Annotated in this window: 24 protein-coding genes; 6 read left to right on the forward strand and 18 right to left on the reverse strand. The window is 32.0% G+C overall.

The window, feature by feature from the left end; translation table 11 throughout:
* The first annotated feature begins 49 nt into the window (after window positions 1-49).
* The 5 genes from K8L98_RS13265 to K8L98_RS13285 are packed head-to-tail and all read left to right on the forward strand — an operon-like array spanning window position 50 to window position 4,289.
* Window positions 50-829: a hypothetical protein gene (locus K8L98_RS13265; protein ID WP_223435352.1), complete on the forward strand. Its 780-nt coding sequence runs from the start codon at window positions 50-52 to the stop codon at window positions 827-829.
* The gene (locus tag K8L98_RS13270; protein ID WP_223435354.1) at window positions 826-1,092 is read left to right on the forward strand and encodes a PqqD family protein; all 267 of its coding nucleotides are present in this window, start codon (window positions 826-828) and stop codon (window positions 1,090-1,092) included. The genes K8L98_RS13265 and K8L98_RS13270 overlap by 4 nt, the downstream gene beginning before the upstream one ends.
* Window positions 1,082-1,525 (forward strand): S24/S26 family peptidase, encoded by a 444-nt coding sequence (locus tag K8L98_RS13275; protein WP_223435356.1) that lies wholly within the window; start codon window positions 1,082-1,084, stop codon window positions 1,523-1,525. Before K8L98_RS13270 ends, K8L98_RS13275 begins: the two co-directional genes overlap by 11 nt.
* Window positions 1,522-3,324 carry an ABC transporter ATP-binding protein gene (locus K8L98_RS13280; protein ID WP_223435357.1) on the forward strand — a complete coding sequence of 601 codons (1,803 nt, stop codon included), beginning with the start codon at window positions 1,522-1,524 and terminating at the stop codon, window positions 3,322-3,324. Before K8L98_RS13275 ends, K8L98_RS13280 begins: the two co-directional genes overlap by 4 nt.
* Window positions 3,325-3,338: 14 nt before the next feature.
* A complete protein-coding gene (locus K8L98_RS13285; protein WP_223435360.1) occupies window positions 3,339-4,289 on the forward strand; it encodes a nucleotidyltransferase family protein in 951 nt (316 codons plus the stop codon).
* Between the two features lie 54 nt (window positions 4,290-4,343).
* On the opposite strand, the gene K8L98_RS13290 is transcribed toward K8L98_RS13285, so the two are convergent.
* The 8 genes from K8L98_RS13290 to galE form a co-directional block, all read right to left on the reverse strand.
* A complete protein-coding gene (locus K8L98_RS13290; protein WP_223435361.1) occupies window positions 4,344-6,140 on the reverse strand; it encodes an ABC transporter ATP-binding protein in 1,797 nt (598 codons plus the stop codon).
* Window positions 6,137-7,330, reverse strand: a complete 1,194-nt coding sequence (locus tag K8L98_RS13295) for a nucleotidyltransferase domain-containing protein (protein WP_223435362.1) — start codon at window positions 7,328-7,330, stop codon at window positions 6,137-6,139. Before K8L98_RS13295 ends, K8L98_RS13290 begins: the two co-directional genes overlap by 4 nt.
* On the reverse strand, window positions 7,320-7,748 hold the full coding sequence (locus tag K8L98_RS13300; RefSeq protein WP_223443411.1) for a lasso peptide biosynthesis B2 protein: 429 nt from the start codon (window positions 7,746-7,748) through the stop codon (window positions 7,320-7,322). Before K8L98_RS13300 ends, K8L98_RS13295 begins: the two co-directional genes overlap by 11 nt.
* A gap of 73 nt (window positions 7,749-7,821) precedes the next feature.
* Window positions 7,822-8,121 (reverse strand): lasso peptide biosynthesis PqqD family chaperone, encoded by a 300-nt coding sequence (locus K8L98_RS13305; RefSeq protein ID WP_223435363.1) that lies wholly within the window; start codon window positions 8,119-8,121, stop codon window positions 7,822-7,824.
* Window positions 8,114-9,055 (reverse strand): phosphoenolpyruvate carboxykinase (ATP), encoded by a 942-nt coding sequence (locus tag K8L98_RS13310; protein ID WP_223435365.1) that lies wholly within the window; start codon window positions 9,053-9,055, stop codon window positions 8,114-8,116. Before K8L98_RS13310 ends, K8L98_RS13305 begins: the two co-directional genes overlap by 8 nt.
* Before the next feature lie 104 nt (window positions 9,056-9,159).
* On the reverse strand, window positions 9,160-9,282 hold the full coding sequence (locus K8L98_RS13315; protein WP_223435366.1) for a paeninodin family lasso peptide: 123 nt from the start codon (window positions 9,280-9,282) through the stop codon (window positions 9,160-9,162).
* A gap of 4 nt (window positions 9,283-9,286) precedes the next feature.
* Window positions 9,287-11,230 (reverse strand): asparagine synthase-related protein, encoded by a 1,944-nt coding sequence (locus K8L98_RS13320; RefSeq protein WP_223435368.1) that lies wholly within the window; start codon window positions 11,228-11,230, stop codon window positions 9,287-9,289.
* A 181-nt stretch (window positions 11,231-11,411) separates the two neighbouring features.
* Window positions 11,412-12,476 (reverse strand): UDP-glucose 4-epimerase GalE, encoded by a 1,065-nt coding sequence (gene galE, locus K8L98_RS13325; protein WP_223435369.1) that lies wholly within the window; start codon window positions 12,474-12,476, stop codon window positions 11,412-11,414.
* A gap of 297 nt (window positions 12,477-12,773) precedes the next feature.
* On the opposite strand from galE, the gene K8L98_RS13330 reads away from it, so the two are divergent.
* Window positions 12,774-14,891 carry a right-handed parallel beta-helix repeat-containing protein gene (locus tag K8L98_RS13330; RefSeq protein ID WP_223435370.1) on the forward strand — a complete coding sequence of 706 codons (2,118 nt, stop codon included), beginning with the start codon at window positions 12,774-12,776 and terminating at the stop codon, window positions 14,889-14,891.
* Between the two features lie 113 nt (window positions 14,892-15,004).
* Here K8L98_RS13330 and K8L98_RS13335 read toward each other — a convergent pair whose 3' ends face one another.
* From K8L98_RS13335 to K8L98_RS13380, 10 genes are all read right to left on the reverse strand, one after another.
* Window positions 15,005-16,243 (reverse strand): lipopolysaccharide biosynthesis protein, encoded by a 1,239-nt coding sequence (locus K8L98_RS13335; RefSeq protein WP_223435371.1) that lies wholly within the window; start codon window positions 16,241-16,243, stop codon window positions 15,005-15,007.
* A gap of 345 nt (window positions 16,244-16,588) precedes the next feature.
* The gene (locus K8L98_RS13340; protein ID WP_338036972.1) at window positions 16,589-17,770 is read right to left on the reverse strand and encodes a glycosyltransferase; all 1,182 of its coding nucleotides are present in this window, start codon (window positions 17,768-17,770) and stop codon (window positions 16,589-16,591) included.
* Window positions 17,767-18,621 carry a polysaccharide pyruvyl transferase family protein gene (locus tag K8L98_RS13345; RefSeq protein ID WP_338037042.1) on the reverse strand — a complete coding sequence of 285 codons (855 nt, stop codon included), beginning with the start codon at window positions 18,619-18,621 and terminating at the stop codon, window positions 17,767-17,769. The genes K8L98_RS13340 and K8L98_RS13345 overlap by 4 nt, the downstream gene beginning before the upstream one ends.
* The gene (locus tag K8L98_RS13350; protein ID WP_223435373.1) at window positions 18,576-18,896 is read right to left on the reverse strand and encodes a glycosyltransferase family protein; all 321 of its coding nucleotides are present in this window, start codon (window positions 18,894-18,896) and stop codon (window positions 18,576-18,578) included. The genes K8L98_RS13345 and K8L98_RS13350 overlap by 46 nt, the downstream gene beginning before the upstream one ends.
* Complete coding sequence (locus tag K8L98_RS13355; RefSeq protein WP_223435375.1) at window positions 18,893-20,125, reverse strand: glycosyltransferase; 1,233 nt, start codon at window positions 20,123-20,125, stop codon at window positions 18,893-18,895. The genes K8L98_RS13350 and K8L98_RS13355 overlap by 4 nt, the downstream gene beginning before the upstream one ends.
* Window positions 20,126-20,149: 24 nt before the next feature.
* Window positions 20,150-21,103 (reverse strand): glycosyltransferase family 8 protein, encoded by a 954-nt coding sequence (locus K8L98_RS13360; RefSeq protein WP_223435376.1) that lies wholly within the window; start codon window positions 21,101-21,103, stop codon window positions 20,150-20,152.
* A gap of 12 nt (window positions 21,104-21,115) precedes the next feature.
* A complete protein-coding gene (locus tag K8L98_RS13365) occupies window positions 21,116-21,856 on the reverse strand; it encodes a glycosyltransferase family 32 protein (RefSeq protein WP_223435377.1) in 741 nt (246 codons plus the stop codon).
* Window positions 21,853-23,019, reverse strand: a complete 1,167-nt coding sequence (locus K8L98_RS13370; protein ID WP_223435378.1) for a DegT/DnrJ/EryC1/StrS family aminotransferase — start codon at window positions 23,017-23,019, stop codon at window positions 21,853-21,855. The genes K8L98_RS13365 and K8L98_RS13370 overlap by 4 nt, the downstream gene beginning before the upstream one ends.
* Window positions 23,020-23,037: 18 nt before the next feature.
* A complete protein-coding gene (locus K8L98_RS13375; RefSeq protein ID WP_223435379.1) occupies window positions 23,038-23,655 on the reverse strand; it encodes an acetyltransferase in 618 nt (205 codons plus the stop codon).
* Window positions 23,652-24,260, reverse strand: a complete 609-nt coding sequence (locus K8L98_RS13380) for a sugar transferase (RefSeq protein ID WP_223435380.1) — start codon at window positions 24,258-24,260, stop codon at window positions 23,652-23,654. The genes K8L98_RS13375 and K8L98_RS13380 overlap by 4 nt, the downstream gene beginning before the upstream one ends.
* Window positions 24,261-24,366 lie beyond the last annotated feature (106 nt).

Genomic DNA, 24,366 nt, shown 5'->3' on the forward strand with positions numbered 1-24,366 from the left:
GGTCCATAAGTCTTATGGCCTTCTTTATATGATGATTGAGGAGAACGATATGACCAATATAAATACTAAAATTGGTGAGCATAATATAAGACTGGTTTGCGAAAATAAGAAACTAGTAAATTTTTTAACTCACCAATTCCTAATAAGAGATCATGGCAGAAAAATAGATTTATCGATATTAATTGAGAAAGGCTACGGTCAGCCCTTTAAGAATTATGATGTAGACGTTTCTGAAACTCTAACTTCCATCACATTTAAAAGAGCAGATTACAAAATTACAGTTGACCCAAATTACACGCAAGCGGAAGTGCACGTTCACAATGAACTCGCACTAAAACACGCTTTAATGAACCTTTACAGTTCTTTTATCGTTCACAGAAACTGGGGGATTCTTCTACATTCTTCTTGCGTCCTTGAGACAAATGGTGCACACATTTTCACAGGACATTCTGGAGCAGGAAAATCCACAGCAGCCAAACTCTCTGCTCCCCGCCCATTATTGTCTGACGAAGCAACAATCATAAAAATCGATAAAGAGGGAATTCTGGCCTTTGACTCGCCATTCAGAAGTGAATTGCATGGACATGCACCTGTTTCTAATATAAAACTGCTGAGCATTGACCTTCTCCATCAATCTCTTTCAATAGAAAGAAACCGGGTTGATAAACCATCTGCCCTTTTAGCGTTATTGGATAAAGTATTCTATTGGCCCAGCAATAAAGAAGAAACGAAAAGAATTCTTACTATGCTGCGCTTTCTCGTAGAGCATGTTGACATTTATGATCTTTATTTTCAAAAAAATAATCGATTTTGGGAGATGATTTCATGACATATTATAAACAGGCACCTGATTGCGAAACAGTAGAAATCGATGGAGAATGGATGATTCTCCACTCCGGTCAATTCACCATTACGAAGTTAAATGAAACGGGCGGATTCTGCTGGTCATTGCTAAAAGATGCGCACACTGTAGACGAACTGGTTCTGTCTTTTCAAACTCAGTTTAATAAAGACAATCAGGAAACAAAACATGAGCTTCAGTGCTTTCTAAAAGAATTGGAACAATACGGATTGATTGAACATGCGGTTTGATCAGAATACAGTCAATCTATTGAAAGCGACCATTGAAAAACACGGATGGATTGACTTGCCGGCTGAAGGCTTCAGCATGTATCCCTTTATTCAAAAAGGTGAAATTTGCCGATTTATAAAATTCGATCATAGAAACCTTAAAAAAGGACAGATCCTTCTCTTTTATTCCAAATCAGGGAAGCTGATTGCCCACAGATTATACCGCTATGAAAAGGGGCATTACATCCTAAAAGGAGATACAAACGAATGCCTGGATGAGCCAGTATCACCTGCTCAAGTGATTGGCTGCCTGGAATCAGTTCAAAAAAAGAAAGGCATGATCATGATGCATAAGCCTTTTCCATTTCTATACAGTCAAGCGGTCGTTTCTTCTCCCTTCTCTGCACGGCTGTTCCGCTTCTATTTAAAAAGAAGACTCGGTGAAGCGCTATGATAAAAAAGAAATGGAACACATTCAAGAACATGTTTTTAATAGAAGATATCCGCAGGACATTCGCTTTGCTGGGTCCCTATCTATTAAAGTACAAAAGATCCTACATATCTCTTTTTTTTACTATGCTCTCACAAATTTTATTAACGATCGGTTTTGCCTGGTTCTTTGGAACGATCACAGATGCTGCCGTTCAAAATGAAACGGATAAACTAAAATGGCTGCTGCCGTTTGGCCTTGGTTTACTAAGTATAAGCTTGGCAACGACGTACTTTTACACTTATTTAGAGTCCGTAACAATCAATAAAGTAAAACTAGAACTCAAAGAGCAAGTTTTAAAGCATCTTCTTCTTCTGCCAGTGAAAAAAACATCAAACATGCGAACTGGAGATTTAATGACTCATTTCATAAACGATGTCAACTGCATCGAAGGAGTCATCGGCAGTAATCTGCTTTATCTCATTCAGCTCCCTTTAACATTTGCTGCTGTTTCTGTTTACATGTTTATCATCAATTGGCAGATGGCTTTAATAGGTTTTTCTGTGATCCCTCTTGCCATTGCTATTGGGGCTGTTTTTGGCATTCTGCTAAGAAACAACAGCAGAAAAATGTTTACTCAAATCAGTGATATAAACAGTACACTTAATGAAATGTTTCAGGGTTTATCCGTTATTCGATCTTTTCTTTTAGAGAAAAAAATGTCTCAAAAGCAAAACAGTCAAAACCAGGATCTCTTTACATTAGAAATGAAAAATACTAAACTTCGCGGTTTTTTTTATATTGGCGGAGAAGCCATTACTTCCATCACTTATATAACGGGACTTTGCCTGGGAGCTTATTTTGTTTCTAAATCCATGATTACAGTTGGTTCGCTGCTCACCTTCGTTACTCTGATGCAGCATTTGATCTCCCCGCTTACCGGTTTAGCAGGAATTTGGGGCAGCTTCCAAAGTTCAGCATCAGCAGTTGAAAGACTATCAAACGTATTAAATGAAGAAGTTGAACTAAACCATCTTCCTGAATACATTCCATCAAAAATCAAAGGCTCTATTCAACTGAAGAACATTACCTTTAGTTACGATCAGCAAAAAAAATCGATAGATAACATGACATTAGATATACCAGCAGGCCAAACAGTTGCGATTGTCGGGCCAAGCGGTGCAGGAAAATCAACACTCTTTCACCTCATCCAAGGCTTCTATCAGCCAGACAGCGGAATGGTTACACTGGATCACAATCCAGCAGAACTCCTTCCCCCATCTGTTGTAAGAAGTTCTTTCGCATATGTTGCGCAAGAAACCTTTCTTTTCTCTGGAACAATCAAAGATAACCTCCTGCTCGCACGGCCAAACATTTCAAATCAAGAGCTCGTTACTGCAGCAAAACAAGCAAACATTCATAATTTCATCATGACATTGCCAAATCAGTATGACACAGAAGTCGGCGAAAGAGGCGTTCGCCTATCAGGAGGACAAAAACAAAGACTCTCCATTGCAAGAGCCATCTTAAAAAATGCACCTATCCTGTTATTAGATGAAGCAACATCCGCACTCGACAGTGAAAGTGAGCTATTTGTCAAAGAAGCATTAGCCGCAATCAAAAACAAAACGACACTCATTATCGCCCATCGTTTATCGACGATTCAGCATGCAGACCTAATTGTAGTAATGGATGAAGGGAAAATTGTTCAGATGGGGAGACATGAGGAATTGATTACTCAAGAAGGTCTATATAGGAAATTATCACACCTGACATTTAAAGCAAAAGAAAAGCTGCCTTCATTACAAGCAATCTCTCAATAAGGGATGGATGAAAGATGATCATACACTTTTTACAATCATTATTTAATCAAACTAAATTACCAGAAAAAGAAAGCGATTATCAAAATTTAATAGAAGATATTCATCACTTTTCAATTGAACCTCAAGTTTATCATCTATTAAAACAACATGACCGTCTGAATGAAACACCTGCTTTTTTCACTGACTACTTAAAGAAAGCAACAGATCAAATCTTGCTTCAAAACCTTTTTATTAAAGTGCAAATGGAAAAGATATTAAAATTATTTGAAACTCAAAAAATAGACACCATCCCTTTAAAAGGTGTCTATTTTGCGGAAAAATACTTTGGACATATCGCTGCAAGATCTACTTCAGATATTGACTTACTGATCCATCAAAAAGACAGACAAACGGTTGATGGAATACTTAGAAACCGAGGATTCATCTATGAAGATGAGGGTCCTAAAGATCACTTTCACTGCAGCTACAGATTGGATTTTCTTGGTTCCTCCATTCCATTAAGAGTCGAAATACATTGGAACCTATTAAAAGAAAATACCTCAGAGCTGGACATTATTGAGTTTTGGAATGATGCGGTTCCTATAATGGCTTATCAGCATATTAAAGAACTCTCCCACCAGCATGCTTTTTATATGATTGTGCTTCATGCATGGCGTCATAATTTAGATTCACTGAGACACTTTATTGATGTGATTCAAACGGTGTCTATATTGGAAAATAAGATTTGCTTTGAATCTCTGTTTAACCAGGCAAAGAAAGATAAAACTTTGAAAAGAGTTCAGAGAACGTTAAAAATCGTTTATAGGGTGTTTGGAGAAATAAAATATCCTGAACAACTATCAATACAAAAGAATTACGGCAAGTGGTGGGAATATGAAAAAATCAGGGATCGGGAGTATCGGAGTTTGAGGGTTTATTTGGACTTTGTGGATTACTTATTGTTTAGTGTTGATAACAGAATATAAATAAAAGCCACTATGAAAGATTTATAGTGGCTTTTAACGTTATCTTTCAACTATTTAAAGACTTGCATCTTTTTGATTGTTTAATAATTTCCCAAAAAGATTTTTCTTGTCTTTCGCCAGCTGACCAAACTCACCTTTTTGAATGACATTCCCTTGTTCTAAGACAATTACCTGATCTGCGTTTCTTATTGTTGACAGTCGATGGGCTATAACAATGATTGTAATGCTTCCTTTAAGCCTTTCCAATGCTTTTTGAATATTTGCTTCATTTTCGGTATCTAGTGCACTTGTAGCTTCATCTAAAACTAGAATGGATGGCTTTCGTAATATTGCTCTCGCAAGGACAATTCGTTGTCTCTCCCCACCTGATAGACGGATACCCCTATCTCCAACTAATGTGTCTAATCCCTTGGGCAGTTTTTTAACAAATTCAGCAGCTGAGGAGAACTCTAATGCTTTCCATATTTCTTCATCCGTAGCTTCAGATTCAACCATTAGAAGGTTTTCTTTGATACTCGCATTGAATAAAAATGGATCTTGCGGCACGTAACTAACTGCTTTGCGCATTGAAAGAAGGTTTTCACTTGTCAGAAGTGTGCCGTCAATTAAAACTTGACCTTTTTCTGGTAGATTTAAGCCCATTAAAATATCTATTAATGTACTTTTTCCTGCGCCAGATTTCCCGACAAACGCTGTCATTTTATTTGAAGGAATAACAACATTTATACCTTCTAAAGCATATGAATCTGAATTCTGAGAATAGCGGAAATAAACATTTTTACATTCAATTTCTTTCTTGATTTGAATAGGACTAATTGAAAGGTTCTCAAATTCTTTGAATTCAACAGCTATTCTGGATTCATTTTGTAGATTCTTCACAGCATGGAATGAAGGAAGCATAGTAGCAATTTGCTCTAAAGAACTCTGAATACCTGCAACTCTTGGCCATAACCTTGAAAAAATCACAATGATCAGCATTAATTCCCCCGCCTGTGCATGAAACATGTTTACTGCAATGTAAATAAACACAGCTATAAGTATAGAAGAAGCCACTTTGTAATAGAGTTGGGACATGGTCCTTAATGTGGTGTATTCAATCTGTTCATCTTGCATTCCTTTAGTAACGGTTAGAAACCAATTCATTTTGGATTTTTCAAGGGTATTACTTTTAATATCCTTAATACCATTCATTTGATCGGTAATACCAGCAAGGTATTCTTTCCCTAGAGAATAATTTTTTTTCCCTAAAGCTAGTGACATTTTTAAAAATTTCCTGTTTAGAAAGACAATAAGAGCCCCGCAAAGCAATAAGAAAAACGTTATACTGGGAGAAAGAAAAAAGGCTAGACCGATTTGAATAACAGTAAAAATAAGAAATGCCAAAAACTGCAGCAGCGAATGCGTTCCAGCGCTAGAACGGGCAACTTCGGTTGTTAACAAATTGATTAAGTCTGATTTTCTATTTTTTATAAAAAAAGCCCAGTTCGCGTGGAGCAAAGAATGATATGTGTTTACTCGCAAGTGGCGAAAAAAACCATGCTGGATTTTTATGTTCTGAATCGTTATGTGACGATGTAAAAAATTTTGTAAGATCACGATAAGAACAAAAATTAATAGAATGAATGGCAGACCGACACTGCTTGGAATACGGTCAAAAAAAGAGAAAATCTCGTTAAAAGGGGTATTCCCCACATTAAAATCGATAATGCCAGTAATGCTTATCATGGGAATAAGCAATAAAATACCTACACCATCTAATAAACTTATAAACACAGTACCTAATAAGTTTATATATAGTCTTTTCCCAGCATAAGATTGTATTTGCTTCAGAAAATACAAGATTAGATTCAAGATTTTTGCCCCCTAAGGTATCTTGTTTCTTTTTTCGTTTTCCTCCATGCCCATAAAAAGGGGCGGAATGGGAAATACAAAAAATGAAGCTGATTTGGCAACGGGAGTGTTTCGGCGTCTTCTGGCAAAGGATGAATACAGCTTAGTAGAAAGAGTATTTTTTGTTTTGGAGACATTAAACTAAATAAATGTTTTGCATGATATTTACAGATGTCATCAGGCACAGGATCAGTATGTAAGTTAACCATTCTTTCAAAATAAAAAATTGCCTCCTGAGCGAGTCCTCTTGATTTTTTATTTTCCACCATATGTGTCATATCGGTATTAACTTTTGCATTTAACAAGTCCGATGCTAAAACCAAAGCCTGTGAACCCTGATTTATGAAATAGTACTTTTTTAGCAATACCTGTAATTTATTCCAGTCTATATCCTGCCCCATCATATGCTGAATATCTGTCAGCCACCTTAATCTTGACCATCCATGCCTTGCTCCGTGCGACACGAGAAACAAAAATAAATCTTCTTTTCCTAAAAAGTAGATTGGTGAAGTTGTCAGTTCACTTTTACGTCTTTCCTTCCATAGATCATCAAAATGAGGTTCAGGGCCAGGTCCAGGATTCATTCGCCAATGAACTTCTGCTTTAGTTTTTTTGACAGGATGAAAATAAGTAAAATGATGATGTCTCCACTTCCAATCGCCAAGTACAGACTGTATATATTCATCTTTTTCATACCCAAGGCTTTTCAAAAGTTCTTCTGTTCTTTCAAGTTTTTCAAATGGAACGAGAAAGTCCAGATCACTAGAAGTCCGGAGAGAAATATCTCCGTATAAATCGAGGGCAATTACTGGCCCTTTTAAAAAAAGAACACGTATCTGGTCTTCTGTCAATTTCTTGCTCAGCTGCTCCATTTCTGCACTTAAGAAAAGCATTTTGAATGTATTATTCCTGTATTTGTCAGCCAGATATTGAATAACTTTTGATGGGATCATGCCTTCAGGCAGCTGTTTTAAACGGGGATAAATCATTGTATAAACACGATGATGTGTACATAGTTTTAAAAATAAAGTCCAATCAATCTTAGTAAACAAATACCTTCCTTTTTCGACTAAGTTTTCAACACTTTCATCCTTTAAAAGTTCGAAAATGATCTTTAATTCTCTAGGCACCTTTGCTAAATTAAGTCTCATTTTCAAATCCTCCAATTTTCTTAGCAAATTTACCTACAACCGTATATTTCTCCTTACCTTCTGAGCCCGTGACAAAATATGGTCCACTGCGCAGCCAAGCATGAGCTACAAGCTCTCCTGTCTCATCTCTTGCTGTTCCCAAATATAAAGTACTTTCGATGTTACGCTTCTCCAGCATTTTCATTGCTGCAATAGCTTTTACAAGACATTGGCTTTCCCAAAATGTATATTTGCTCATTATATTAATTGCTTGAGAAACACTGGCTATCGTTTTTTTGTTGAGATTAATAGTTTCATAGGCTGTCTCTTCCATATAGTGTCCTAAAGAAGGAGCTACTTTTGAAAAAGGTATGCTTTTAAGATATCGACCAAGTCCTAAGTAAAAAAAAGATTCTGCCAAAAGTAATTTAGTCTTCATATCCATTGAATGAAGCAGTACTAATTTATTCAAGATCTCACTATCCCTTACTTAAAATAGATCGCACAATAAACTAAATATCTTTTTCTAATTTAATTAATTTTTCTTTATTTAAGGACTCTAAAAAAGTAAGAACCTGTTTCTGGCATTCTTCTCTTTCAACTTGATATTGTGATAGCAAACTTTCGATTAATTGATTAAAGGTTATAGGACTTTCTATAAGATCCCAAATTACACCGCCCATTTCACCTAGATTATAGTATTTTCCATTACTTATACTGAGCATCACTTTTTCCCCGTTCATATCACTTACAATGTTTCCTTCTCCTTGGCTTACAATAAAATTTGTCGAAGACATTAGTGCGTTAACCATACAAAATTTCCTCCTCTTTGATAGCATTTATTATTTCTTCAGCCAGTTCATGTGCAGTGAAACGGTTAGTTGGCCTGCTAAGCTGGTATAAATTGATTTTCTCAGCCATTGCTACAGTTGTATTAAAATGCCATTCCGTCAAACCCATTTGTGCAATAAAGAAATTACGATATGTATGTTTAAACAAAGTATGAAGACTGTTTAGTTTATGGATTGGTTTTACTATTATCTCTGTATTGTCTGTTTTAACTAACTCAAAAATTCCCGAGAGCTGAAGCTTCTGAGTAACGAATTGATTTTTTACTGGAACTGCATATTTAGTTTCTCTATTAAAAATCTGTTTATAACCATTTGCATCCATTCCAAACTCATTTAGACTTTCTAACCAAAGTTTTTGCTGAGGATAAGCCGGAGTTATTAAGGGAAGTTTTTCTTCATTTAGAGTTACGGGAATGACATCATCACTGATAAGCTGATACCCCATATTTATTAAAGATGAAGCCAGAGTTGATTTGCCTGCTCCTGAGTCACCTATAATGGCGTATGCTTTACCGTCGATTGCGACAGCACTGCCATGCAATGGTAAAACTCTTCTTTGCATTAATATTGCACCCATACATGTTCCAAGCAGGTAAAGACGAATTAGATCATCATCAGCATCAGCAAAAGGAGAATAGAGAATTTCTCTTCCTTTTTGCACCGAAAAAATTCCAACTGCTTGAATTTTGAACAAAATAATTTCCTTTTTAATAACAAAAGATTTGTTTTCAACTGATAGTTCTCTCCAAAACGAACTTAAATCTGATTTTTCTACTATGATTTGAGGTTCATTCTCTTCTATATTATTGAGAGGCAGTTCCAGCAAATCTATGTCCGACTGTATATTAAATCCAAAAGCATGGTACAGCTGTGTATTCAAACGAACATTATTCAAGAAAACATCCCCCGAATTTATATTAAAATCATGTAGATAAGATTATCAGTAAGTACCCTTATACTATAAAAGTATAAGGGTACGATTTAAATTTATTAAAATAATTAACTATAATGGACTACCTCATCTACATCAGGCTGAACTGCGTCTGGTGTTTTAATTCCTGGTCCAGCCATTGTCAAACTTACATCCAATACTTCTAGTTCTGGTGTTTGCCAAGATTTCATGTAATCACCTCCCTTCAATTTTATTTAAAAATCTATATAATATTAAACTTCGCATTAAAATTCTAAATTCAAATTCAAAGATAAGCCTAGGTGTGTAGTCCGTTTCAATTCTCTTAATGTACTTCGCCAATAGTTCGTTATTTACAAAAGATGAAAGTTTAGGATCTTTAAGTAGGTTGTAGAGTTCATCTATAAATACTTTCCAAGAGCCTATCATTCTATAGACTCCATCAGCCCCTTGTACACCACGGGATTTCTGATTAAGTCTTATATCATCTGGCAATAGTCCGTTAGTAGCTCTGCGGACAAGTGCCCGATCAAGTCCACTCTGGACGAATTGTTCATCTGGAACAGATAGACAAAATTGAACTACCCTTATATCGTTTGTAGGATCGCGCTCCCATAATGAATGTCTTAATGATAATTTGGTGCCGATGGTCCCATTTAATCCCCAAAAATGTAATTGTTTAAACTGATTATCTTTTATGTGATAAGCATCAGTCGTATTAGTTCCGCTTATATCGATTTCTTGCTCTTCCAGTTTTTCAAAAACTTTAGTTCGAGATGCAAATTCAGGATTTATCCAAATAGGAAAACTTTCTTGATTTTTCGAGTTAGAAAGCCTTGCAATTTCAGGAAACGCTTTCCTACTTACAAATTTCATAATTCTTGATTTTTTCACACCTATATTTTTACTATATAAGTTTACTTCTTTATATAAGCTCGATAATTTGAATTGCCTTAACAAGCGGCCATAGTAATCCAAAGCTGGACCAAAAGAAATCGTCCAATTGCCTCTTTGGCCATTTAGCAGTAATCCAACTCCCTGACTACTTGCTTGCTCATAAATTCCTTTTAGCCAAAAAGAGTTTTCAAAAAACTTATAAGGCATCTCCAAAGTTTGCAGCCAATCATCGATTTCAGAATATGGATTAGTATCCGAAAAGCTTAAATACTTATCATTAATGTTACCTACAAAGTTAACCGTCGATTCAATTAATGGCCTCTCATTAGCCACTCTATATCTATGTGTCCAATCCACAAAGTCATCCACTGGAACATAGCTAAATGTATGTAATCTCTTCTTTTTCTCTTTCAAAGCTTTAGCAGCAAAGCTAACAACTGAGCCAGAATCTAGCCCTCCGCTTAGGTGAGCACCGACACTTCGATGAGTCCGAAGTCTATCAACAACTGCTGTATTAAATACTTCTTTAAAAGCTTCTTCATATTCTCCATTAGATTTCAATTTCAATTTAACCGAATAATCAAATTTAGAATATTGCCTTATGTTTATACGTCCATTTTCTACTTTAATTGTATGTGAAGGCGGCAGTTGCTTAATATTGTTATAAACAGTCGTCTCAGTGGAAATGGAATCCGTTGTAACAGGTATTGCAATAAATTCGGCAAGCCACTGATCATTTAGTTTTTTACTAATATTAGAGATGGAGAAAAGTGGTTCAATAATTGTACTAAACGCAAATTTTGAACCATCATTGTAGTAATAAAGGGTTCTAGTACCTGAAAAGTCTCTAGCACCGAAGAGCAATTGACGCTTTTCATCCCAGATCATAAAGGCAAAATCACCAACTAAATACTTTGGGGCTTCTTCTCCCCATTTTTCATATGCAAGCAATATTAACTTGCTATCGGTAATATCTTTTCTCAAAAATTTACCAACCTGTAATCTGTCAAATAATTCCACGCGGTTGTCGATAATGACATCCGCAGTAATGGCCATTTTCAACTCATAATCATAGTAAGGCAATACTTCGCCAACTGATTCAGGTGTGATCCATTGTGCGTGGCAGCCAAGAAATAAATTCCTATTAGTCCATGTCTGAACATCATCTGCGGGAAACTTTTGCATAGTTTTCATTACATTCTTACATTCTTCAATTCTTATTGGTTCACCGTCAAAATGATAAACTCCAACTATTGCACTCATATTTCCCTCTCCTACAGATCATTTCATTAGTAACATACTTTCTCATTAAAGAACGAATAAACTAATTGCATTCTATATTAAGAACATTACATTACTTTTTTACTAAAAGCAATAACTTTATAGCTAATTATTTGGAATAAATTTCACCATTTTATTACAGTGATTTTATGGTATTTATAAACTACTTAACAGGAACGGGCATCGATGTTAAAACCACTATCTGTTTTTTGTTTTCTACCTCATATCCGTTTGGATTATTGAGCTGCCAACGCCATGAATCAGAACACATTTCTTCAATTCCTTTTTTGGCAACCCAATCTAACTCCTTTTGTGCTTTTGTAGAATCCGCATAACTAATTCCGATATCTCCTGGTCTCCGGTCAATTATTTTGTATGGTATATTCTTACCTGTTACTTTTTCAAATGCGTGGATCATTTCCAATACACTATAACCTTTACCAGTTCCAAGATTATAGGCACTTACACCTACAGATGACATTACCTTTTCAAGGGCTTTTATATGACCTGCTGCAAGATCAACAACATGTATAAAATCTCTTATTCCTGTTCCATCATGGGTATCATAATCATTACCAAAGACGTTTATCTCTTTCCTCTTTCCTATTGCAACTTGTGTAATGTAAGGAACTAAATTATTTGGAATACCATTTGGATCTTCACCTATTTGGCCACTTGGATGAGCACCAACAGGATTAAAGTACCGCAGGAGTGCTATGCTCCATTTATTGTTTGACACATATATATCTCTCAATATCTCCTCAATCATCAATTTGGTTCTGCCATATGGATTGGTTGCTGCAAGAGGTAATTTCTCTGTAAGTGGAACATGTTCTTGCGTACCGTACACGGTTGCTGATGAACTGAATACCAGATTTCTTACTCCGAACTTTTCCATCAATTCAAATAGAATAACAGAACCTGTAATATTGTTGTGATAATAATGCAGCGGCATTTCTACTGATTCTCCTACAGCTTTAAGCCCAGCTAAATGAATTACAGCTTCAATATGATTTTCAATAAAAACAGATTGTAATGCATCTCTGTCTAATAAATCTAAGTAATAAAATTTAAAATCTTTTCCAGTAATTTCTTTGATTCTGCTTAGTGAGATTTTATTTGAATTAGATAAATTATCAATAATAATAATGTCATATCCTGCGTTCAACAATTCAACACATGTATGAGACCCTATATAGCCTGAACCGCCTGTAACTAAGATTGCCATTTCTTTCAACTCCCTATCTATTAAAAAATGGTGAATTCTCAATAAAGAACATTTTTAGTTTAGAGCATTACGATTTTTATAATAAATATAAAAAAGCTGATAATAAATCTATATCATCCAACCTACGATAGTTCTTAATAATGAACAAATATTATTTTACACTTCTTATTATCTATAATCAATCAGTATTATAAAAATTTTATACTCTTACCATTTCGTCCAAGCAATTAGATAAATAACTGAATTTAATATAGTAATAAATAACTGTTTATATTATTAATGGGAAGGAAAAATACTATGATAAATTCAGACGCAATTTATGTTATTGAACTTGATCGTTGGGGTATTAAAAATAATGGTACAGATGCTATTAATTCAACAAAAGGTATTAATAGTGCACTTTTGTGGGCTAAAGATAATGGTTTTAACCATTGCAAATTACCAAGTGGCCAATACTTAATAGATAAAGATAATAAGATTGAACTGGTTAATGATTTTACTTTGGATTTATTTGGATGTTTAATAAAGAAAGAAACTAACGGATATCAAAAATATCTTATCTTAAATATTGAAAACAAGAGAAATGTTACCCTTATTGGTGGAATAATTGAGGGGGATAAGAGTACACATGATTATCAAACAATTCCGGGTACGCATGAATGGGGAACAGGAATTAATATTGGCTATAGTAAAAATATAAAAATTGATAGTGTTGAAATTAAAGAAACTACTGGATATGGAATCTCTGTTGGATCAAAATACCATCACGCATATTGGGTATATCTATCCGAATTAGAATCTGGTACCTTTGATGCCTCTGGTAATCCTATTACAAACAACAACTGGGTGAGGAGTAACAAGTTCTATCAATTATCTAATAGCCTTATTCAGCAGCAAGGATATTTTATGATATGTGGTAATGGTTATGGTGATTATGGTAATGGTATTGACTTAACAAAAAAGATGGTTTCAGCTTATTTCTTTGATAATAAAAATTTCTTTTTAGGTAAAATTAATCGAAGAACTTTTGAACCTTTTTATTTAACTTCTATTCCAGAAGGTGCGTCAAAATTTAAATTATCATATATGGAAGATATCAGTACAATAGGTACAAGCACAACCACTATTCGTTCAGATGCTTTTTCTAGTGGTGTAAACATAATTAATTGCTTTATTCATGATTGCAGAACATTAGGTATTGTAGGTGGTGGTCAATATATAAACATTGAGAATTGCGAAATTTCAAGAATTGGTGGCGCTGCTCCTGGATATGGTATTGACCTTGAAGATGGCTACAATTTAAATCAAAACATAACAATTAGAAACAACTATTTTCATGATAATAAAAACGGTGATATTGTGGTTATTAGCGCAAGAAATGTCCTTGTAGAAATGAACAAATTTAATAATACAGTTAGTTTTGGTGGTGCTAGAGGTGAAAACTATATCTCGCAATATAATGAATACAATGGAGCTCAGGGTACTGGCAGTTCTCTTGCTGGAGGAGATGGAACATTTGTAGCTTTCCGCTATGATCATTTCTCAGAATCTCAAGCCTATCTTTCAGGGAATTCTATTTATGAAAATTCTATTTTTGATAATATGAATTTTATATTGCAGTCAGATAACTATTTAACAACTCAATTTAGAAATTGCAGATTTAATTTTAATAAAATAGATGAAGGATGGTCTTGGTTATTAAGAAAAGGGTCACTTATTTTTGATTCATGTGAATTTAATGTTAATTGTAAATGGTATTACTTTAGAAGTGAAGCTCATGCTGGCGATTGGTCTAAAAATAAATTAGTATTTGTTAACAATACATTTAATACAAAGGTCAGTTTAGGAGAATCAGTTTACGAAGTTAATGAATTAATACTAGAAAATAACACCTTTGTGGGAAGGCAAGATAAAACAAATTATTATGGTTTTTGGGCTAAAGCTAATAAGTTCTCTATGACAAATAATAATGTCCGGGATGTTTATTTTAGAATAGAAGGGAAAGGAATTAATTCAACTGCTGTAATAACGAACAATAGAGTCCTTATTGATAAAAACTCTACCGTATCAGGCTTGGATAGGTCGGAATTTTTAAGGTTAACACTTTTTGACAAAGTATTTTTTCAAAATAACGTAATAAATATACCTCGAGCAATAGTCTTATTGAGAGGATTTACTATTTATGCTGAGAAACAGTTAATTGTAAATGGAAATTATTTCAACTGTGATAGTGGTACAAATGCAAGATTAGACTTGTTTGGTGCACTAAGGGACAGTAACAATAATAATACAGTACCACCATTAACAGCTGTTATTAATGATAATATTATTAATAATTTCACTTTAAAAGAGAATGTTACATTTACTTCTCAATTATCAAAACCCGTTTTCGGTACTAACATTAATATTAGTTAATTTACTAAAGACTATCAGCAAGATTCAAGTATCATACCGTATATATTAATATAAAATTTTAATGTTTATTTATAGAAAAATAATATATAACATTAAATAAAAACTAAAATCAATTATCTTATAGTGAGATTGATTTTAGTTTTTTTATTACAAATAAAAACCTTTATCCTATTTAAAACTTCTATAGTTAACTTCTTAAAATATAAAAATTCATCACTTTTTCTAAATAAAAGGAGATAAAATAAATTTATTATCAATACATTAATAAAGCAATTAGCTAAAAATGCATAAATATTAATTATTTCTTTTAAAGAACTGGTAATTATGTGAGTAATAATTAATGGAAATATACCAATAAATAAGTATTTAAAATACATTAAAAAATATTTACTTAATTTCTTATTAAACACATATTTATAAACCATTTTAGGTTTAACCCAAAAAATCACAAGTAAATTACTTAGCAATGTTCCAATAAATACACCAGGTAAACCTATTATATTAACAAGTGTTACAGATGCTAGAAGGTTTATGGTTAATTCAAATAGTGGTGCATACCTATCTTGATAGTAAATACCTCCACCTTCTTTAAATCTCTCTACAGATCCTCTCATTAAAATAAAATAAAAATTAATTAATATTATGCTTAGAGTGAAATTATCTATTTTTTGATCTTCTCCTAACCATAATTGAACAAATTGTAAAATCGTATTTGATAGAGAAATAGTTACAAATGATACAACCCAAAAACTCATAAAAAATAATTTTTTATGGACATTGTAACTATTTTCCGTTTTACCTTCGGTCAATAAATTTCCAATACTTGCAGTTACCCCAGAAATTGCTGAAGAAATAATTGTTTGAAGAGCACCTATAACCATAAAATAACTATTTATAATACCTACTATACTCAAACTTATATAGTAAGAAATAATAATATTGTCCGTACCCATTACTAAAACTCCACCAATTTTGTGCAGGAATAGAGCTTTAATATTTTTAGTTAACAATTTTTTTTCTTCAATATTAATAACTCCATTAGTTGTTTTTAGCCAATTATATTTATTATTCACATAATAATTCATTAATACCAGATAAATAAAATTAATAGTGAGCTGAATTAATAAGTATAAATAGTAGCTTGGAAAAAATTCTAGCATTAAATATTGTAATCCTGATATCATCAGTTTTGATAGCGTGGCAGCAATTGAAATTTTATAGCCTTCTTGTGCCACATTAATAATACATAGTTTATAGGATAGAAAGTATCCAATAACTGTATCAATTATTAATAGTAAAAAAAACATTCTTGCATCATTTATATCTATATCATTTTTAATAAATGTATTCAAAAACGGGATAATCATTAACCCTAATATAAAAATAATAATTCCTACGGTTTTATAAAATTTTGAAAAATAATTTAAATAACCTTTTACTTTATTTCTATCATTATCAGCAAAAGGTTTATATAGAGAATAAATTATAGCCGTGCCAATACCTAATTCAACAATAGATAATATACCAATTATATTAGTATAGAGAGAACTTAAACCTAAAAATTCATTCCCTAGCTCATCCAGAAATGACTTTCTAACTATGAATGCAGGTAAAAATCCTAATATAACAGTTAGAATATTAACTAGTACATTTATTGTTGCCTTTCTCTCCCTAATTTTAATACACCTTCTTTTTTATCATGATTCTATTAATGAGTATACTTTTAGAATTTCATTTTCCGTGCCTACACTCTCACACTTTAATCTTAAATATAATTTATTTCTTAAGCATTTATCTTCAATTATATTTATTATTCCATTGGATATGTCTTCTGAATTCATATTAACAATCAATCCATTTTCACCATCTACAAGCTGATTGTGAACTACGGTAAAATTAGTGGCTACTATCGGTTTTTCTAAAATTCTAGCCTCTGCTATCGCTAATCCAAACCCTTCAAATCTAGATGGTTGTACATAAATATCGCATTGCTTTAAAAAAACGTAAGGATTTTGGTAGGTGCCTAAGAATATAAAGGTATCTTCTAGATTAAATTCTTTAACCATTTTATTTAGTTTAGATTTTAGACTTCCTTCACCTATTACATACCATTTAAAATTGTATCCTTGTTTTTTCAATCTATAGGAAGCTTCTATTGCTAAATCAAAGCCTTTAAGATCAACTAATCTTCCAATTGTTAAAATTCTTAAACCGTCGAAATTGTCTTGAAAACCTCCCTCCTCTAAAGCCATTGTTTTTATTAAGTTTGGTGATAAGATGTCATATATTACGCAAGTTTTCCCCTTTAAAGCGGGCATCTCATCTGTAAAAACCTTTTTATTAATATCAGAAACAGCTACAATATTTTCATATTGTACATAGTATTTTTCATCAAATTTTTTGTTATATTTAGCTACTTTATAATCAGTATTTATCCAGCATACTTTTTTATCTGCTTTTACTTTTTCTGCAACGAAATAAGTTGGAATCCCTTGACTATACGCAATAGCGACATCGTATCTTTGATCAATTTGAAAAATGCTTTTTGAGTGAGATTTCCAACTTATCTGAGAGGTATGGTATTTTTTTTTGAAATATGGATTTCTAAGGAAAACAGAAGTTTTTATTTTTATAAATAGTTCTTTAAAATTACCACCTTTAATTAAGGTTTTAATACCTCTTGCTTGACTACTATAAATTTCTGAAGGGGATAAAACATTAACATCTTTTGGTAAAAGCGGTAAATAAAGACCTTCAGGTTTGAACATTAGTAAATCAACTTTGAACTTTTTAAAGTTAAGTATTGATAACAGTGATATTAGACTTTTTTCGGCCCCTCCACTATTTAAAGAATCAATTACAAATAAAATCTTTCTCATAATATGTTCTTCACCTTTGTGTTTTTAGTTAATATGTCATTCAAATAGCTTTTAGAAAAATGTATCTTTCTAAATAGTATTTCTTTACTTTCTGTGTAATCAATTTTTTCAAGTAACTTATTTAGTGAAAAAGTTTCACCCACTAATCTTTCATTAAGGTTTAAATCTTCTAATAAATCTCTCATTCTTGTATTTATATCTTCTTTTCTATTAACAATAACAAAATCCTTTTCGTAAATTATAGAAAAAACAGCTGCATGAAATGAATTTGATATTACATATTGTGCATTTTTTATAAGAGAAACAAACATTTCCGGGCCTTCAAAAACAAAGTACTTATCAGCATATTTAAGTCTACTTTGATTTATCGAATAAATTTTATAACCTCTTTCTTCACTTATTTGTTTTGCTATCTTCTTAATTAATTTACTGTTATCAAAATCATAAATAAGTATATATTTATCTTGAATTTCTTTAATTCCAACTTTATTCCAATCCTCTTCATTTAATAAGAAAACTGGATCAACAACATTTACAGCATTTTTTATACCCATTTTCTTTACTATCTCAACACCACTTTTTTCTCTAATACCAATACCATCGAAGACTTCAATTCTTGACTTAATATAGGACTTATATTTATCTGGTATTGAGTCAGTTGCAAAACTTGCTGCATAAGAAAACTTAATTTTATTATTGGGAGCAAAGTCTAAATAAAACGCAGGATCTTTTCCATTTAAGTGTAAGCAATTCCAAATTTGATCACTACCACAAATATAAGCGTCCGCTACAGGTAATTCTTTTCTTATTTCTTCATTACTAGTAAATCTTTTTTTGTAATATTCAAATATTTAGAAGTAAACAGATCAAATTTCTTTTTTCTTTTCAATCCATTAATTCTGCCTGGTAGTTTAATAGTCAGGTAAATTAATTTTGTAATAATATTTTTATTAAACTTTGGATTACTAATATGCAATAAATTATAATGATTACTTAAATATTCTGGTTTGTAATCAATAATTTCTGTTTGATATCCAGAATTTTGTAAATATGTCATTAAACCATAAGCCTGTAAAGATGCACCGTGGTTATAAACATCGTGACATGTTATAGTACAAATTTTCATACTATCACCTTCTTATCAAAACTTTTTTCATATTGATCTATTAAATTATATAATTTATTTACTTCTGCCATATTGCCGTAATCATTTTTGAGACAATTTTTTGATAGCTCATCCCTTAATTTTGAATCCATATATAATTTTCTAATCCCATCCACTATACCTTGAATAGATAATTCACAAATAACCCCATCAAATCCATTATCAAGTTGGCTTTTAGCTGTAGGATAATTAGTAATAAGAACTGGTTTTCCAAGTATTTGAGCTTCCCTTACTGTCACAGCCTTACCCTCATACCTAGAAGGTTGACAATAAATATCACATCGTTTTATATATGGGTACGGATTTATTTTTTTACCTAGTAAGATGAATTTGTCTTCTAAGTTATATTTTTTTACTAACTTTCTAATATTTTCTTCTTCCCCACCGTATCCTACTATATACCATTTTATGTTTATGCCTAATTCTACTAGGTTTTTACAAGCTAATACAGCCATATCGAACCCTTTTGCTTTAGAAAACCTGCCTACTGAGCAAATTTTAAAAATATCTTCATTTGGCATTTCATTTCCACTGTTTAATTTTGATTGTTCTTTTACAAATGTTGGTGAAATAATATTTTCTAAAAAAGTTGTTTTATGAGATAGATTAGGAAATACTTTTAGGAAAGATCCTTCACAATCTTTGGAAACATTCACAATACAATCTAACCCTTGCCAAATTCTTTCATCCATTTTTATATCAGGGTTTACAGTGGTAAAATAATCTGTATGATTCCAGCCTAATTTCACTTTCGCAAATACTTTTTGTACCATGAAATTATGTGGTCCAAGAAAACTTATTCCAACATCATATACTTCTTTTAAATGTGGCAACATTAGCATGGAATAGTGCCAAACATACTGCATTTGTTTATATGTTTTTTGATCTTTCTTTACCCCTCTGTTTTTGATTTTAGCTTTTAGCTTTGCTAAAACCCTTGCCATACCTAAATAGATATGCCCTTCTAGAATTATGTCCTTAATTGGTCTTTCGAAAGTGGAATATTGCTTAATTTCGGGCAATAAGTTAACTTCATTCGGTAAGAATTTTATGAATTCACCCTCATGTCGATAAAGGAATAAATCAACTTCAAACTTATTATAATTAATGCTTTCGAGTAATCCAATTAGACTTCTTTCTGCCCCGCCGATATTTAATGAATACATACTAATAAGAATTTTTCGTTTCATAAAACATCTCCTATACCCAACCTTTTACTTTAAAATTAAATTGCATATGCCATTAGCCATTTTAAATGGAAGATTATTGTATATAAAAGCAATTATTTTGTCTATTATACTTCTATTATCTTTGATATTAGAAGAACCCCTCCAAGGAGTCATATCTAAATATTTTTTATATTTAAATACTAGAGGATGTTTACAGCCTTTAATCCAAGGTCTATTTACAAATGCAGGAGTATAATGCACGAATACAGGATTTTCTTTCGCTTCATTTAGCTCGGACTCACTGTAATATTCTTTTAAACCGTAGAATTGCATTATTTCATTTCTAGCCATAGTAAAGAAAGTAGTCATAGCATTATACTTTGGATGTAAAATTAAGATATTTTCGTTTAACACACCGTTGATCGTTCCTTGATCATGATGAAATACTTGACCATTGTATGAAGCTATAAAATCTATAAATTTTCTTTCAACAAAATCTTCCTTCCATTTCTTTAAATTAATTAATAGCATACCAGCATTAATATATGGTTTATTTATTTCCAAGTTAATTCTTGTTTTAGTAGAATTACTTACAGTGTCACATACACCAGCAACGTAATAATCATTAATATCAATATTCCATAATTGTTTTAAACAAGTATTAACAATAGAGTCGCAGTCTAAATATAAAATTTTATCTATATTAAAATTAATAAGGCTCGGAATAAACAATCTAGCGTAAGAATTTATTGAAATTGAGTTTCCTATATCTAGGTTTAATTTTTTTGAAACATTATTAAAATCAATAAATATAATATTTCTCTTATAATTTTCACAAATTTCCATAAGTTTTTTTTTATTATCTAACAAAATGTTATTATCAATAAGATAAATATTAATATTATTGAAATCTCTATTATTTTCAAATAGAGATAGCATAGATACTCCTACATGCTGTGCATAGTTATTATCGCTTGAATACACAACGTTTAAATTCATTGTTTTTCCTCCTTATAATAATGATAATAATTTCCTCAATTTCAGTATATTTTCTCCACCGATGATATTTGCAACTAGTTTTTTTATATTACTTTTTAATCTAACTCTTAAAGGCAACCAACTTTTATAGAAATGATGCATTGCATAAGTATTTTCTGTAATAATCTTTCTGTAATTTATATAATCAAATGGAGAAAAATAGGTTTGAGGGTAAAACACACCTAAATCTTCTAATTCTTGATAGTGTCCATTTAACATCAATCCCTTATTTTTTAATAGTTTTGAAACGATAGCAACGTTTGTTAGTTGATCGAATGTTCCATCTTCATTTTTAAACTTTTTACCACTGTATGAATCCAGAAATACCTTTATTAACTGATTATTCTTAGCAGTGCCTATTGTACTGGTAGCAATATAATTTTCTTGCTCAAATCCCCAAAACGATTCATGATGTAAAAGATCATCGAAAGATTTAAAAACTTCAACATCAGTGTCTAAGTATATACCTCCAAAATGATATAAAACATGGACTCTCACATAATCACTTACAAAAGCAAACTTTTTCGATTCATATGCTTCTCTTAGATATGTATTGCTTTGCATATCAAAGTTTTGTTCATTCCACTCTTTAATTTCATAGCCAGGTAACCTTTCGTGCCAGCTTTTTAAACATTTCTTTACAAAGTGTGGTTTTTCATTTCCTCCAAACCAACAATAATGAATTATTTTGGGAATCCTTTGATTATTTCTCATATTATGGTCTCCATCAATGCTTTTTTCAAACAATTAATAACTCTATCTTGTTCTTCTTCTAACATGTTAGATCCAGATGGTAAACAAATCCCAAATTTAAATAAACGATCAGAAATGCTATCATTTTCATTATGTGGAAAATATTTATTTCCTTTAAAAAGAGGCTGCCTATGCAGCGGTTTCCATACATTACGCGCTTCAATATTCTTTTCTGAAAGACTACTTATTATATATTGTATTGAATGAAGTGTTTCTTTCCCTTTAATAGTAAATACCGAAAGCCAGCGATTAGATACTGTTTGTTCTAATTCAGACATAAATTGAATACCTGGTATTGAACTTAATTCTTTTTTGTATCTATCAAATAGAATCCTTCTTGTTTGCACTCTTTCTTCCAATACTTCTAATTGCGCCCTTCCAATACCAGCAAGTATATTACTCATTCTATAATTAAACCCGATTGAACTATGTTCGTAATGAGGTGCAGGATCTTTTGCTTGTGTTGCCAAAAATCTAGCTTTTTTTATAGCTTCAACATCATCAGAAACAAGCATTCCCCCGCCAGAAGTAGTGATAATTTTGTTTCCATTAAATGAAAAAACCCCAAACTTTCCAAATGACCCACTAGCCTTACCTTTATAAATTGAGCCAAGTGATTCAGCTGCATCTTCAATTATTGGTACTTTATAATGGTTACATAAGGAAATTATTTCATCCATTTTTGCAATTTGCCCATATAGATTTACCACAATTACTGCTTTAGGCAACTTTCCGTCAACCGATGATGCAACTAATGCTCTTTTAAGTGCTTGAGGTGACATATTCCAAGTTTCCGGCTCAGAATCTATAAAAACCGGGATTGCACCTTGATAAAGAATTGGATTAGCACTTGCTACAAATGTTAAAGTGGAACAAAACACATAATCTCCTTTTTGTACATCTAATAAAGAAAGAGCCAGATGAATAGCTGCAGTACCTGAACTTACGGCAACAGCTTCACTGACTCCTACATATTTTGCTATCTCTTTTTCGAAAGCATCTACATTTGGGCCTAATGGTGCAATCCAATTAGTTTCAAACGCGTCATTAATATATTTCATTTCATTTCCACTCATATGTGGAGGAGAAAGGTATATTCTTTTTTGTAAAGTATCTTGGATCATTGTACACCTCCTGAGTTTTTAATATTTCGCAGGTACTCCAATTGCAGTTTTATATGAGGGAATGGACTTCACAACTGTTGCACCTGCCCCAATGACAGACCACTCACCGATAAAAACATTTGGAATTATAGTAGCTCCCGCTCCGATATGAACTCCTTCACCAATTTTCACATTACCAGTTAAAGTTCCTCTAGGAGAAACATGAGAGAATTTTCCTATTTGATTTTCATGCTCTATTATTGCTCCTGTGTTAATGATGACATGATCACCAATATTTGATTCAGCATTAATAACTGCATTTGCCATTACGACGGTACCTATTCCAAGCTTTACACTTGAACTCACAATAGCTGAAGGATGAATAAAGGAAGTATAAAAATCATCATCAACATCCAGTTGTGTTGTGATTTTTTTTCTTATTTCATTATTTCCTATCGCTATTATGAATTTAATATCCATATAATTTTTGATTAAGTATTTGTAAGCGGATATTGGACCATAAAAAATATGATCAGATATTAACATTTGATCATATTTATCATCTAAGAATGCCAAAATATTAAATTTTCCAATGGAAAGAATGATGTCTTTTACTACTTTACTATGCCCACCTTCACCAATAATCACTATATTCATGAGGAACGCTCGCTAATTTGTGATCCCTTGAATTTTTCTACAGTTGCATAACCTTCCTGATTAATATCTTGTGACTTTATTACCTTGATTATAGTTAAATATAGTATCTTTATATCTATTAAGAATGAACGATTATTGACATACCAAACATCTAGTTCGAATTTCGTTTCCCAAGTAACACTATTTCTTCCGTTTACTTGTGCCCACCCTGTTATACCAGGTCTTACAAGGTGGCGTTTTAATTGTTCTTTTGAGTATAAAGGTAAATATTCCATTAATAATGGTCTTGGACCTACTAAACTAATATCGCCTTTTATGACATTTATAAGTTGAGGAAATTCATCTAAACTATATTTTCTTAAAAACTTACCAAAATTAGTTAACCTAAATATATCAGGTAACAATTCACCCTGATCATTTTTTTCATCTGTCATGGTTCTAAATTTATAGAAATAAAAAGGCTTTCCATGTAAGCCAGGACGTTGTTGTATAAAAAATATTGGCGAACCTAATTTAATTCTAATAAGAATTGCAATGGTAAGTAAAATTGGAAAAATTAGAATAAAAAGAATGAATGATATTAAAAAATCAAAAATACGTTTCACTGTGACACCTCTTCTACTTAATTAATAAAATAGAATGTTTTTATTGAAATTTCTATATACATTTTCAAATCAATTATACTATGTCAACAATTATTTTATAAAAGAA

It is taken from the genome of Metabacillus dongyingensis, assembly GCF_019933155.2.
Classification (GTDB): Bacteria; Bacillota; Bacilli; order Bacillales; family Bacillaceae; genus Bacillus_P; species Bacillus_P dongyingensis.